The following is a 13,189-nucleotide window of genomic DNA, read 5'->3' on the forward strand; positions in this document are numbered from 1 at the left end:
TGGACGTTTTTTCGGTGCTCTTATTTGTTTGGCTGCGGCGTGAGGCGCAAGTATGGCTTGGCTGCCGTAAATCCCTTCGGATATTTCTGCTTGATCACGTCCGGATCTTGCACCGTCAATGGAATGATGACGTCGTCGCCATCTTTCCAGTTGCCTGGCGTGGCCACCGTGTAGCCGTCCGTCAATTGCAGGGCGTCGATGACGCGCAGGATTTCATTGAAGTTGCGGCCAGTGCTCAGCGGATACGTGAGGATCAGGCGTACCTTTTTGTTCGGGTCGACGATGAAGACGGAGCGCACAGTGGCCGTGACGGACTGTTCCGGGTGGATCATGTCGTACAGCACCGATACTTTCTTGTCGACGTCGGCGATGATGGGGAAGCCCACCACCGTGTTTTGCGTCTCTTCGATATCCTTGATCCAGCTCTTGTGCGACTCGGCCGCATCCACGGACAGGGCGATGGCCTTCACGTTGCGCTTGTCGAATTCCGGCTTGAGCTTGGCCGTCAAGCCCAGTTCCGTCGTGCACACGGGGGTGAAGTCGGCCGGGTGGGAAAACAGCACCACCCAGGAATTGCCCGCCCACTCGTGGAACTTGAGGGGGCCGATCGAGCTGTCTTGTTCAAAATCAGGGGCGACATCGCCCAGGCGTAAAGTCATCGTGATCTCCTTGAGAGGTTGTGTGGCAATGGGATGTGCGTCGAATCAGGCTGCCTGACGGTGGCGTTTGTCGCTTTGCGCCAGATCAAACAGTGTTTGCAGTTGCGCCTGGCCATATACCCAGTCACCAAGGCGCGACTCGGCGTTGATATGGCCCAGCGCACCGCCATCAATATACTTGCAATTCCAGCGCCGTGCCCACTGCGCCGCGTGTTCGGCCGTCATCCACGGATCCGTCTGGCTGGCGATCAGGATGCCGGGGCAAGGCAGCCGCTTTTGCGGCAAGGCCTTGGCCACGCCAAACTTGTCGGGATCGGCCGGCCCCACCAGCAGCACGCCGGCCACGCCCTGCGGGTCGCGGGCCAGGCTGTGCGCCGTCGTCAGGCAGCCGAAGCTGTGGGCGACGATCAGGGTAGGACGCGCATCCTGCCGCCGCACCTGATCCAGGCGCGCCGACCAGGTGGCCAGGTCGGGAGCGTTCCAGTCGTCCTGCTCGACCCGCTCGAATTGCGGATACAGGCGCTGCCAGCGGCTCTGCCAATGCTCGGGACCGCTGTTATGCAAGCCCGGCACGATCAGTACCCGGTAATCGGAAAAGCTGCGCAGCGCCATGATGTGTCCTTGCGTGATCGATTCCGGCAAGCGTTGCCGCCTGCCGGTGAAGATTACTTCGGCTGATAGATCTGGTCGAAGATGCCGCCGTCGGCAAAGTGCGCCTTCTGTGCTGCCGTCCAGCCGCCGGCCACTTGCTCGATGGTGAACAGGTTGACCTTGGCGAACTGCGACGCGTATTTCTTCGCCGCCTTGTCCGTTGCCGGACGGTAGTAGTTCTTGGCGATAATGTCTTGCGCTTCGTCCGTGTACAGGTAGTTCAGGTAAGCCTCGGCCACCTTGCGCGTGCCGTGCTTGTCGGCAAATTTATCGACGACGGCGACGGGCGGCTCGGCCAGGATGCTGACGGATGGCGTGATGATGTCGAACTTGGTCGGGCCCAGTTCCTTGACGGCCAGGTAAGCCTCGTTTTCCCAGGCGATCAGCACGTCGCCGATGCCCCGTTCCACGAAGGTGGTGGTGGCGCCGCGCGCGCCGGAATCGAGCACGGGCACGTTTTTATACAGTTTGCCGAGGAAATCCTTGGCCTTCGCTTCGTTGCCGCCCGGCTGGCGCAGGGCATAACCCCACGCGGCCAGATGGTTCCAGCGGGCGCCGCCCGAGGTTTTCGGGTTCGGCGTGATGACGGACACGCCCGGCTTGATCAAGTCATTCCAATCCTTGATGCCTTTCGGGTTGCCCTTGCGCACCAGGAACACGATGGTCGAGGTGTAAGGCGAGCTGTTGTGCGCCAAACGCTTTTGCCAGTCGGCGGCCAGCAGCTTGTGCTCGGCCAGCGCGTCGATGTCGTAGGCCAGGGCCAAAGTGACCACGTCCGCTTCCAGGCCGTCGATGACGGCGCGCGCCTGCTTGCCGGAACCGCCGTGCGATTGCTTGATCTTGACGTTGTCGCCCGTCTTGCCTTTCCACTCCTTGGCAAACGCCGTATTCACATCCTGGTACAGCTCGCGCGTCGGGTCGTATGACACGTTGAGCAGGGTGATATCGGCAGCCTGCGCCGTTTGCAGAAGGGCAAACGCGCTGATGGCGGCGGCAGTGATGATTTTTTTCGACAGCATCTAAGATCCCCGTGTGGTTGAACTTTCAGAGCCACCAGATTACGGCGCTATGGCCGCAAAGAGAACGAAGCGTTTCGCCGTTTGATATACATTTTTCGCATATGGACGGTACGCAACGGGGATAAAGCGTTTAGTAGAAACGGTTAAATAATACGACGGCCCACGTGGCGAAGGCCAGGATGCAGGTCAGCAGCACGGCCGCGCTACCGAAATCCTTGGCGTTCTTCGACAGCGGATGGCGCTCCAGCGAGATGCGGTCGACCACGGCTTCGATGGCGGAATTGATCAGTTCGACGATCAGCACCAGCAGCAGCACGCCGATCAGCACCAGTTTTTCAAAGGCGGAGATGCGCAGCAGCAAGGCGATCACGGTGCCGACGACGAACAAACCGAGCTCCTGGCGGAACGCGTGTTCATGGCGCCAGGCCGCTTTCAAGCCATCGAGCGAGTAGAAAAAAGCGGAAAAAATCCGTTTCAAGCCACTCTTGCTTTTGAATTCATTTACAGGTTGCATAGTTTTCCATATGTAAAGCAGGCGCAGTGGGCACATTATGGGGGCGACATAGCACTGTGACCATTTATTCGCTGAATATCTCGGAACATTTCACTATTTTTTCACATCATGGTATAAAGAAGCATGAATACTGCATTGCACCAAATCCATCATGAAAATTGAACCGGTCGCTGCTCCGAAGACGACGATCCAGGTGATCGAACGCATGGTCGCCCTGCTCGATGCCCTGGCCAAATATTCCGACCCGGTCAGCCTGAAGGAATTATCCAAGGTTTCCGGTTTGCACCCCTCGACGGCGCACCGCATCCTCAACGACATGGTGCTGACGCGCTTTGTCGACCGCATCGAACCGGGCACGTACCGGCTGGGCATGCGCTTGCTGGAACTGGGCAATGTGGTGAAAAGCCGCCTCAGCGTGCGCGAAGCGGCGCTGGACTTCATGCGCCAGCTGCACAAGAAAACCCAGCAAACCATCAACCTGTCCGTGCGCCAAGGTGACGAGATCGTCTACATCGACCGCGCCTTTTCCGAGCGCTCGGGCATGCAGGTGGTGCGCGCCATCGGTGGCCGCGGCCCGCTGCACCTGACCTCGACGGGCAAGCTGTTCCTCTCCGTGGACGAGCCGAAAGCCATCCGCGCCTACGCCACGCGCACGGGACTGGCCGGGCACAACAAGAATTCCATCACGGATCTGCAAAAACTCGAGCGCGAGCTGAGCCTGGTGCGCGAGCGCGGCTATGCGCGCGACAATGAAGAGCTGGAACTGGGCGTGCGCTGCATGGCCGCCGGCATCCGCGACGATACAGGCAAGCTGATCGCCGGCCTGTCGATCTCGGCACCGGCCGACCGCCTGCAGGATGAGTGGCTGGTGGATCTGGTGGAAACGGCGAACCAGATTTCCGTGACCTTGGGATTCATTCCTCAAGAGTAATAAGAATACAGGGCGGCCATGCCGCCCTGGACACCTTACCCTCCTGGCAAGCTCATATTGGCAGGTTTCAATGCTTCCAGCCACTTGCGCATGCGTCCCGCATCGGCCGTACGCGACTGTTTCCCCTTGGAATCGAGGAAGACCATGATCACGGCCCGTCCTTCGATGACCGCCTGCATCATCAGACAACGTCCCGCCTCATTGATGAAGCCCGTCTTTTGCAAGCCGATTTCCCAGCCCGGATTGGCCACCAGGTGATTCGTATTGCCAAACTGCATGGGCTGGCCGCTGGCTTCGACGATGGCTTTCGGGTCCGTCGAGTACTCGCGCAGCAGCGGATGGCGGAAGGCGGCCATGGCCAGCTTGCCCAGGTCGCGCGCGCTGGCCACGTTCATCTTCGACAAGCCGCTGGAATCGACGTAATGCGTATCCATCATGCCCAACTGGCGCGCCTTGCTGTTCATGGCGTCGACAAACGCCGGCAAGCCGCCCGGATAATTGCGGCCCAGCGCCGAGGCGGCGCGGTTTTCCGAGCTCATCAGGGCAATGTGCAGCATATTCGCGCGCGTCAATTGCGAGCCCACTTTCAGGCGCGAACTGCTGAACTTGGCGCGGTCGACGTCCTCGTCCGTGATCGTCAGCAACTCATCCATGTCCTGGTGCGCTTCGACCACCACCAGGCCCGTCATCATCTTGGTGATGGAGGCGATGGGCAAGGCCACATTGGAATTCTTTTCAAACAACACTTCCGCATTGGCCTGGTCCAGCACCAGCGCCACGCTGGACTTCAGGTCGAGCGGATCGCGCGTCAGGTTCAGGCCGGCCAGGTCGCCCATGGTGGGCATCGGTGCGGCCATGGGCACGGCCACGCTGCTGACTTTTTGGTAGATGACCTTGCGTTTGCCGCGCACCATGACGACCCGGCGCACGGTCTTTTCGCGCGGCGCGGCCGTCGCGCCCTTGCGCAGCACGACTTTGATTTTCTTGGTGTTGTGTTTCTTCGAGGCTGCGGATTTGCCGTTCGCTTCCTTGGCGTGCACGGCCGCAGCCGGCGCCAGTGCAAACAGCAGGGAAGCCAGGATACCCAGCGCAAGTTTAAACTTAGCCATTCGATAATTCCCCGTGAAGCTGTTGCCTTATTGCAGTGTAGCGAAATGCAGAGCAATCGCAAGCCTATTTAACAGTTAGGACAGTATTTATTGCAGCAATGAAATACAAATCGTTGGCGATCAGCAAACAAACTCATCCTTAACCGGCTGTTTTTCTCCGCCCGTCGCCAGTAATGTCTATTTGTCCATGAATTTAACAAAGCCGGCCAGCGGCTCGCGCTCCGTGTTCAGGCGGTTCTCGACCTTGTCCGGGTCGGCATAGCCGAGGGCCATGCCGCACACCACCATTTCACCGGCCGGCACGCCCAGTTCGTCGCGGATGATGTCATGGTAATGGATGAAGGCCGCTTGCGGGCACGTGTCGAGTCCCCGCGCACGCGCCGCCAGCATGATGTTTTGCAAAAACATGCCGTAGTCGAGCCAGGAACCCTGTTCCAGTACCCGCTCGATGGTGAAGATCAGGCCCACGGGCGCATCGAAAAACTGGAAATTGCGCCCATGCTGGGCCGCCATGCCGGCCGTGTCGCCACGCTCCAGGCCCAGCAACTGGTACAGGTCCAGGCCGATCTTGCGGCGGCGTTCGATGAACGGCGCCGTCCACTGGCGCGGGTAATAGATATACGAGGCCGTGCGCGCGGGCGCATCGGGCGCCTTCGGCGCGGCATAGGCGGCCAGGATGCGCTGCGACAGGCGCAGGCGGGCCTCGCCCGACAGCACATACACTTTCCACGGCTGCATGTTGGCGCCCGAAGGCGCGCGCGCCGCCACTTCCAGGATGCGCGCGATCTCGTCCTGCGCCACCGGCGTGGGCAAAAAGGCGCGGATGGAACGGCGCGACAGGATGACGCTATCGACGGCTTGCTGCGCCGCTGGTGTTTCCAATGCTTGCTTGTTCACTGCCCTGCTCTCCCGCTATAGCTTATTATTTCTTGACCACGAACACCACGCCGACCACGGCCACCAGCATGCCGGCGATGCCCAGCATATTAAAGGCTTCGCCAAACATCAGCCAGGCCATCACGGCCGTCGTGGGCGGCGTCAGGTACAGCAAGCCCGTCACTTTCGTCGCATCGCTGCGGCGGATCAGGGCGAACAGCAGGAAGATGGCGCCGATGGACAGCACGAGCACCGACCACAGCAAGGCGCCGATGAAATTCGCCGTCCATTGAACATTACTGAAATGCAAGTCCAATCCTTCGTAATACAGGGCGAATGGCAAGACCACCACGATGGAGGCGGCAAACTGCACCACCGTGCCGGTGCGCAAGTCAAAGTGCGGACAGTGGCGTTTTTGGTACATGGTGCCGGCCGTCATCGACAGCAGCGCGAACACGCACAGCAGCACGCTTTCCACGGTCAAGCCCACGAGGTTGATCTTCGCATACACGACGAGGGCCACGCCCAGCAAGCCAAAGAACAGGCCCAGCCACTGGCGCGGGCGCACGGATTCGCCGATCAGGGGCGCGGCGCAGGCCGTCAACACGGGCTGCATGCCGACAATCAGCGCAGACAGGCCGGCCGGCATGCCCAGCTTGATGGCGCACCACACGCCGGCCAGGTAGCCGGCCTGCATCAGGATGCCGGCCACGGCGATCTGGCGGAATTGGCCCACGGGCCACGGCGCGCGCAACAGCAGCACCAGCGGCAACAAAATGACCAGCACGCCCAGGAAACGCAACAGCAAAAAGGTCAGCGGCGGCGCATACGGCAAGCCAAACTTGGCCACAATAAAACCTGTGCTCCATAACAACACAAAGAAGCCGGGCAAGGCCATCGGCGCCACAGTGGTCAGGAAAGAGGCTTTGCCGCTGGCGCCAGCCGCGGCGGGAAGATTGGACATGGTATCGACTCGGGAAACGGGATCGGCACCGGGGCGTTGCCCAGTGCGGGAGGCAAAGTCTAGCATGCTGCGCCGCGATCGTCCCCGCAGGCACTGGAAACGATAGTTTAAGCACAAACCATTAACAGGTAGAAATCAAATATTTCTCTTTAGAAACAATGACTTTTGATGCAAATCTATTCAATTGTTGCATCGCACAAGAATCGCTTGACTTACGTTTTTTTCGCCGTAGAATAGGGTTTGTTGCGTTGCACAATTCTTGTTCAGCTTGAAAAATTTAGATTCACCTGCTTTCCCAAACGGTACACGCAGCATCAAATTAACCAGATTTCGATTTTTTGGAGATTTATATGTTTTCAATTCCTGAGCAATTTTCGTCCGCTACCAAAGCCAACCTGGAAGCCCAATTCGCCCTGTTCTCGTCGCTGACGGGCAAGGCCTTCGAAGGCATCGAAAAGATCGTCGAACTGAACCTGACCGCTGCCAAGGCAACGTTGGAAGAATCGACCGCCGCCGCCAAGCAATTGCTGTCGGCAAAAGATCCACAAGAATTCTTCTCGCTGGCCTCTGCCCAAGCCCAGCCTGGCGCCGAAAAAGCCATCGCTTACGGCCGTCACCTGGCTGCCATCACGTCGGGCACGCAAGCCGAGTTCAGCAAAGCTGCTGAATCGCAGATCGCTGAAACCAACCGTAAAGTCCTGTCGCTGGTGGAAGAAGTCACCAAGAACGCGCCAGCCGGTTCGGAAAACGCCGTCGCCATCCTGAAAAGCGCCATCGGCAACGCCAATGCAGGCTACGAGCAATTCTCGAAAACCAGCAAGCAAGCCGTCGAAGCCATCGAAGCGAACCTGACGTCGGCCGTGAACCAGTTCACGCAAGCGGCTGAAAAAATCGTGCCGCGCACTGCCGCCAAGTAATTATCAAGCGGCCGCCACGGCGGTCTGCTCTTACCAGCTCCTCCAGGCATCCATCCCGCACTTCCCCGACGGATGCCATTATGCCCCAGCCCAGCTGGGGCATTTTTTATGCCTGAACACTTCCCGAACGCGCTTACTCGCCCAGATACGCCGCCTTCACGCGCGGGTCGTCGAGCATGGCGGCCGCGTTGCCGCCCATGGTGACCAGGCCGGAATCCATCACATAGCCGCGGTGCGCCGCCTGCAGGGCCAGCCGGGCATTCTGTTCGACCAGCAAGATCGTGATGCCTTCGGACGACACCTTGCGGATCACCTCGAAGATTTTCTCGACCATGATGGGCGACAGGCCCATCGACGGCTCGTCGAGCAACAGCAGCTTCGGATGGCTCATCAGGGCGCGCGCCATGGCCAGCATCTGCTGCTCGCCGCCGGACAGGGTGCCGGCCATCTGCGCCGCCCTTTCCTTCAGGCGGGGAAACACGTCGAACCAGCGGGCGATGTCGTCCTCGACGCCCGCCTTGTCCGTGCGCGTGTAGGCGCCCATCATGAGGTTTTCGCGGATCGACATGCGGGTAAACACGCCCCGCCCCTCCGGCACCATGGCCAGTTTCCTTTCCACCAGGTGGAACGATTTCGTGCCCTTCAGCGATTCGCCCAAGTAACTGATCGTGCCCTCGATCTTGCAAGCAGGCAAAGTGCCCGTGATGGCTTTCAGGGTCGTCGTCTTGCCGGCGCCGTTCGCGCCGATCAGGGCGATCAGCTCGCCCTCGTTGACTTCCAGGTCGATGCCTTTCACCGCCTTGATGCCGCCGTAGGCCACGTGCAGGCCCGCCACCTTCAATATATTGCTCATGCGTGCGATCCCCCCAGGTAAGCCTCGATGACGGCCTGGTTTTGTTGTATTTCGGCCGGCAAGCCTTCGGCGATGCGCTTGCCATATTCGAGCACCGTGATGCGGTCGCACAGTCCCATCATCAGTTTCACGTCATGCTCGATCAGGAGCACGGTCTTGCCTTCCGCCTTGATTTTCACCAGCAACTCGCGCAAGGCCAGCTTTTCCGTCGCATTCATGCCGGCCGCCGGCTCGTCCAAGGCCAGCAGGGTCGGGTCGGTGGCCAGCGCGCGGGCGATTTCCAGGCGCCGCTGGTCGCCATACGACAGGAAGCGCGCCGTCCGGTTGGCGAACTGGGCGATACCGACGAAATCGAGCAACTCCATGGCCCGCTTGCGGATGGACGCCTCTTCCTCGCGCGCCGCCTTGTGGCGGAAGATGGCGCCGAAGACGCCCTGGTGCGAGCGCACGTGGCGCCCCACCATGACGTTTTCCAGCGCCGTCATGTCGCCGAACAGACGGATATTCTGGAAGGTGCGCGCGATGCCCGCCTTGGCCACCTGGTGCGGCGCGGACGGCGAATACGGCTTGCCGGCCAGCTCGAAGGTGCCCGTGTCGGGCTGGTACAGGCCCGTGATGACATTGAAAAACGTCGTCTTGCCGGCGCCGTTCGGGCCGATCAAGCCGTAGATTTGCCCCTGGCGGATGGTGATGCCCACGTCGGTGAGCGCCTGCAAGCCGCCGAAACGCTTGTTTACGCCGGCGATATTGAGAATGATCTGTTCGCTCATACTATCCCTCCCTTAAGCGGACACGACGCCGGTGGATTTGTTCGGCTGGTCCACATCGTGGTCGGGCCGGTCTTCGTGCTTCGGCGATGGCCACAGTCCCGCAGGACGATTGAGCATGATCAACACCATGGCCAGGCCGTACAGCAGCTGGCGCAGCACTTCCGCCTCGATCACCACGTGGCCGAACAGCGCCTGCTGGGCCGGTTCCACCACATGGCGCAGCACTTCCGGTATCGAGGCGAGGATCACGCCGCCGAGGATCACGCCGGGGATATGGCCGATGCCGCCCAGCACCACCATGGCCAGCACGGCGATCGATTCCGTCAGCGAGAACGATTCCGGCGAAACAAAGCCCTGGAAAGACGCAAACATGGCGCCAGCCACGCCGCCGAACGAGGCGCCCATGGAAAAGGCCAGCAATTTCACGTTGCGCGTGTTGATGCCCATGGCCTTGGCGGCGATCTCGTCTTCGCGGATGGCCACCCAGGCGCGGCCCAGGCGCGAATGCTGCAGGCGCTTGGTGACGAACACGACAGCGATGCACAGGAAGAGGAACAGGAAGTAATAAGCGTTGACGGACGGCATGGAAAAACCGGCCACCGTCACGGTGCTGTTGGTGCCCGCCTCGCCCGCCAGGTTGACACCGAAGATGCGGATCGGGTCGATCAAATTGATGCCTTGCGGGCCATTCGTGAAATTGATCGGGTCGTTCAAATTGTTCATGAAAATGCGGATGATCTCGCCAAAACCCAGGGTCACGATGGCCAGGTAGTCGCCGCGCAGTTTCAAGGTGGGCGCGCCCAGCAGGGCGCCGAACAGGCCTGCCACGGCAGCGGCCAGCGGCACGATGATCCAGATCGACAGGTGGATGCCGTTTTCGCGGATTTCCGGCCCCATCAGATGCACCAGGGATGCACCCAGCACCGGATATTGATTCACCACCGATTCGAGCAGGATGGCGAACTGGGGCGACGCCAGCAAGGCCGTCAGGTAGGCGCCCACGGCATAGAAGGCGATGTAGCCGAGGTCGAGCAGACCGGCGAAGCCGACGACGATGTTCAAGCCCAGGGCCAGCATGATGTACAGCAAGGCCATGTCGATGATGCGCACCCACGAGTTGCCGAACTGCGCGGCAAAAAACGGGAACACCATCAGCAGCGCGGCCAGGCCCAGCATGCCGGCGTAGGCTTTGGTCGGGTTTTTCTTAGCGTCAAAATCGAGTAGTGCCATGATTCAGTCTCCCAGTTTCACATCAGGCACGGTCGGCCACTCTTTCGCCCATGATGCCGGACGGGCGCAGGGTCAGCACGATGATCAGCACGACGAAGGCAAAGATATCCTGGTAGTGGCTGCCCAGGAAGCCGCCCGTGATGTCGCCGATATAGCCGGCGCCCAGGCTCTCGATAATGCCCAGCAAGACCCCGCCCAGCATGGCGCCGTAGATATTGCCGATGCCGCCCAGCACGGCCGCGCAAAAGGCTTTCAAGCCGGGGATGGCGCCCATGGAGAACTGGATGGACGCGTAATTGGCGCCCCACATCACGCCCGCCACGGCGGCCAGCGCGGCGCCGATGGCAAAGGTGGCGACGATGACCTTGTCGGAATCGACGCCCATGAGGCCCGCCACGCGGGGATTTTCCGCCGTGGCGCGCATGGCGCGGCCCATTTTCGTTTTTTCCACCAGCAACACCAATCCGCCCATCGACAGCGCGGCCAGGGCCAGCAGCAGCACTTGCGTTTGCGAAATCACGGCGCCCCCTATGTTGATGGGGTCGGTCGACAGCAATTGCGGGAAAGGCAAGGGATTGCGCGTCCAGATCATCATGGCGAAGGTTTGCAGCAGGATGGAAACGCCGATGGCGGTAATCAGGGGGGCGAGGCGGGGGGCGTTGCGCAGGCGGCGGTAGGCGACCCGCTCGATGATGATATTGACCAGAATACAGATGGGAATGGCGCCGAGGATGGCGGTGGCCAGTTTCAGATAGCCGGGCCAGTCCGGTACATAAATGCCCAGCAGCTTGAGAATGCTCAAGCCCACCATGGCGCCGATCATGAGCACGTCGCCGTGGGCGAAGTTGATCAGATTCAAGACGCCATACACCATTGTGTAACCGAGGGCGACTAAGGCATACATGCTGCCCAACACCAAGCCGTTGATGATCTGCTGGATGAATGTATCCATGATTGCCCTATCAAATATGCATTTTTCGGGAACAACTTCCGCCAGAACATGGGTCGCTGATACAAAAACGGCACCGGAGGAAGAATTCCTGCAGTGCCATCCCTGGACCGTTCTCACCAGCATGGTGCACGCACTCAAAAAGGGCGTGACCTTGCTTAGTCATAACGACAACATATTCAAGCTTGAGGCAATCATAACGATCTTTTGCAAAAACTAAGCTTGGAATAAATCGATCATTTCCGAATTAAATTCGGTTTTGAGGTAACTATTTCACCGATACTCAATCGCCCTGCAGACTCAGGCGACGTCGCGCTTGAGGCCATCGAGGCCTTTCGGCATCGGGAACGTGACGGCTTCCTGCACGCCGTCCAGCGGGCGCACGCTCTTCACGCCGCACTCTTTCAAGCGGTCGATGACGGCTTGCACCAGCACCTCGGGCGCCGAGGCGCCGGCCGTCACACCCACGCGCAGCTTGCCTTCCAGCCAGGCGGGATCGATTTGCGAGGCATTGTCGACCATGTAGGCAGGCGTGCCCATCTTCTCGGCCACTTCGCGCAAGCGGTTCGAATTCGAGCTGTTCGGGCTGCCCACGACGATCACCACTTCCACTTGCGGGGCCATGAATTTCACGGCTTCCTGGCGGTTGGTGGTGGCGTAGCAGATGTCGCCTTTTTTCGGCTCGGCGATATTCGGATATTTCGCTTTCAAGGCCGCAATAATGTCGCTAGTGTCGTCAACTGACAACGTTGTTTGCGAAACATAGGCCAGGCTTTCCGGATTGGCAACTTGCAATTTCGCCACATCCTCGAGCGTTTCCACCAGATGCATGCCCATGTCGGCCTGGCCCATCGTGCCTTCCACCTCGGGATGGCCATCGTGGCCGATCATGATGATCTCGCGGCCTTCGCGGCGCATCTTGCTCACTTCCATGTGCACCTTGGTGACCAGCGGGCAAGTGGCGTCAAAAATGCTCAGGCCGCGCGATTCCGCCTCGGCGCGCACGGCTTTCGACACGCCGTGCGCGGAAAACACGAGCGTATTGCCTGCAGGCACGTCATCGAGGTCGTCGATGAAGATGGCGCCCTTGTTGCGCAAGTCGGCCACCACATAGGCGTTGTGGACGATTTCATGGCGCACGTAGATCGGTGCGCCAAATTGCTGCAAGGCGCGCTCGACGATTTCGATCGCCCGGTCGACGCCAGCGCAAAAGCCGCGGGGCTGGGCCAGTAACAGTTCCTTATCCATCGCTACTCCTTACAGGACCGAGATGAGCTTGACTTCAAAACGCAGCGGCTGGCCAGCCAGCGGATGGTTGAAGTCGAACAGGGCCGAGTCCTCGCGCATTTCGCGCAGCACGCCGGCAAAGCGGCCGCCGCCCGGCGCGGCGAAATCGACCAGGTCGCCGATCTTGTAGTCGGCGCCCGGCACGGAGTTCTCGTCCAGCGTGGCGCGCGAGACGGACTGCACCAGCTCGGGATTGCGCTCGCCGAAGCCTTCGCCGGCCGCCAGCTCGAACGTCTGGTGCGTGCCTTCAGGCAAGCCCAGCAAGCGCTGCTCGAGGAACGGCGCCAGCTGGCCCTGTCCCAGCATCAAGGTCGCGGGATTGCCGCTGAAGGTCGTGACAATGTCAGTACCGTCAACAGTGGCAAGACGATAATGCAGGGTGAGGTAAGCCGCTTCGGTGACGACTGCTGGTTGCTCGTTGGACATAGTAGTTTTCAAGTAACTGGTGCAAAACGATATT

General features: G+C 60.2%; 15 protein-coding genes. 2 read left to right on the forward strand and 13 right to left on the reverse strand.

Annotation, left to right across the window (positions count from 1 at the left end):
• Positions 1-20: 20 nt before the first annotated feature.
• From O3299_RS14880 to O3299_RS14895, 4 genes are all read right to left on the reverse strand, one after another.
• Positions 21-659 carry a peroxiredoxin gene (locus tag O3299_RS14880; RefSeq protein WP_034785187.1) on the reverse strand — a complete coding sequence of 213 codons (639 nt, stop codon included), beginning with the start codon at positions 657-659 and terminating at the stop codon, positions 21-23.
• 45 nt (positions 660-704) lie between these two features.
• Complete coding sequence (locus O3299_RS14885; protein WP_034747509.1) at positions 705-1,271, reverse strand: alpha/beta hydrolase; 567 nt, start codon at positions 1,269-1,271, stop codon at positions 705-707.
• 53 nt (positions 1,272-1,324) lie between these two features.
• Positions 1,325-2,329 carry a sulfate ABC transporter substrate-binding protein gene (locus O3299_RS14890; protein ID WP_099666802.1) on the reverse strand — a complete coding sequence of 335 codons (1,005 nt, stop codon included), beginning with the start codon at positions 2,327-2,329 and terminating at the stop codon, positions 1,325-1,327.
• Between the two features lie 130 nt (positions 2,330-2,459).
• Positions 2,460-2,843: a diacylglycerol kinase gene (locus O3299_RS14895; RefSeq protein ID WP_035821531.1), complete on the reverse strand. Its 384-nt coding sequence runs from the start codon at positions 2,841-2,843 to the stop codon at positions 2,460-2,462.
• A 151-nt stretch (positions 2,844-2,994) separates the two neighbouring features.
• Between O3299_RS14895 and O3299_RS14900 the strand changes: the two genes are divergently transcribed.
• Positions 2,995-3,774, forward strand: a complete 780-nt coding sequence (locus tag O3299_RS14900; RefSeq protein ID WP_099378009.1) for an IclR family transcriptional regulator — start codon at positions 2,995-2,997, stop codon at positions 3,772-3,774.
• Positions 3,775-3,809: 35 nt separating this feature from the next.
• Here the strand turns inward: O3299_RS14900 and O3299_RS14905 are convergent, their stop codons facing one another.
• The 3 genes from O3299_RS14905 to O3299_RS14915 form a co-directional block, all read right to left on the reverse strand.
• Positions 3,810-4,883: a serine hydrolase gene (locus tag O3299_RS14905; protein WP_305062590.1), complete on the reverse strand. Its 1,074-nt coding sequence runs from the start codon at positions 4,881-4,883 to the stop codon at positions 3,810-3,812.
• A 177-nt stretch (positions 4,884-5,060) separates the two neighbouring features.
• Positions 5,061-5,780 carry a nitroreductase gene (locus O3299_RS14910; protein WP_099666798.1) on the reverse strand — a complete coding sequence of 240 codons (720 nt, stop codon included), beginning with the start codon at positions 5,778-5,780 and terminating at the stop codon, positions 5,061-5,063.
• 25 nt (positions 5,781-5,805) lie between these two features.
• Entirely contained in the window at positions 5,806-6,723 is a 918-nt protein-coding gene (locus O3299_RS14915; protein WP_370385282.1) for a DMT family transporter, read from the reverse strand.
• 350 nt (positions 6,724-7,073) lie between these two features.
• Between O3299_RS14915 and O3299_RS14920 the strand changes: the two genes are divergently transcribed.
• Entirely contained in the window at positions 7,074-7,640 is a 567-nt protein-coding gene (locus O3299_RS14920) for a phasin family protein (RefSeq protein ID WP_099666796.1), read from the forward strand.
• Positions 7,641-7,773: 133 nt separating this feature from the next.
• Here the strand turns inward: O3299_RS14920 and O3299_RS14925 are convergent, their stop codons facing one another.
• The 6 genes from O3299_RS14925 to O3299_RS14950 form a co-directional block, all read right to left on the reverse strand.
• Positions 7,774-8,493: an ABC transporter ATP-binding protein gene (locus tag O3299_RS14925; RefSeq protein ID WP_070256673.1), complete on the reverse strand. Its 720-nt coding sequence runs from the start codon at positions 8,491-8,493 to the stop codon at positions 7,774-7,776.
• Positions 8,490-9,263, reverse strand: coding sequence for an ABC transporter ATP-binding protein (locus tag O3299_RS14930; RefSeq protein WP_099666795.1), 774 nt, complete (start codon positions 9,261-9,263; stop codon positions 8,490-8,492). The genes O3299_RS14925 and O3299_RS14930 overlap by 4 nt, the downstream gene beginning before the upstream one ends.
• 12 nt (positions 9,264-9,275) lie before the next feature.
• On the reverse strand, positions 9,276-10,493 hold the full coding sequence (locus O3299_RS14935) for an ABC transporter ATP-binding protein (RefSeq protein ID WP_289916900.1): 1,218 nt from the start codon (positions 10,491-10,493) through the stop codon (positions 9,276-9,278).
• 22 nt (positions 10,494-10,515) lie between these two features.
• A complete protein-coding gene (locus tag O3299_RS14940) occupies positions 10,516-11,445 on the reverse strand; it encodes a branched-chain amino acid ABC transporter permease (RefSeq protein ID WP_077407985.1) in 930 nt (309 codons plus the stop codon).
• Positions 11,446-11,742: 297 nt separating this feature from the next.
• Positions 11,743-12,690: a 4-hydroxy-3-methylbut-2-enyl diphosphate reductase gene (gene ispH, locus O3299_RS14945; protein WP_099666793.1), complete on the reverse strand. Its 948-nt coding sequence runs from the start codon at positions 12,688-12,690 to the stop codon at positions 11,743-11,745.
• A 9-nt stretch (positions 12,691-12,699) separates the two neighbouring features.
• Positions 12,700-13,155 (reverse strand): peptidylprolyl isomerase, encoded by a 456-nt coding sequence (locus O3299_RS14950; RefSeq protein WP_070224501.1) that lies wholly within the window; start codon positions 13,153-13,155, stop codon positions 12,700-12,702.
• Between the last annotated feature and the right edge of the window lie 34 nt (positions 13,156-13,189).

Source organism: Janthinobacterium sp. SUN176, assembly GCF_030587335.1.
In the GTDB taxonomy this organism is placed as follows: domain Bacteria; phylum Pseudomonadota; class Gammaproteobacteria; order Burkholderiales; family Burkholderiaceae_D; genus Janthinobacterium; species Janthinobacterium kumbetense.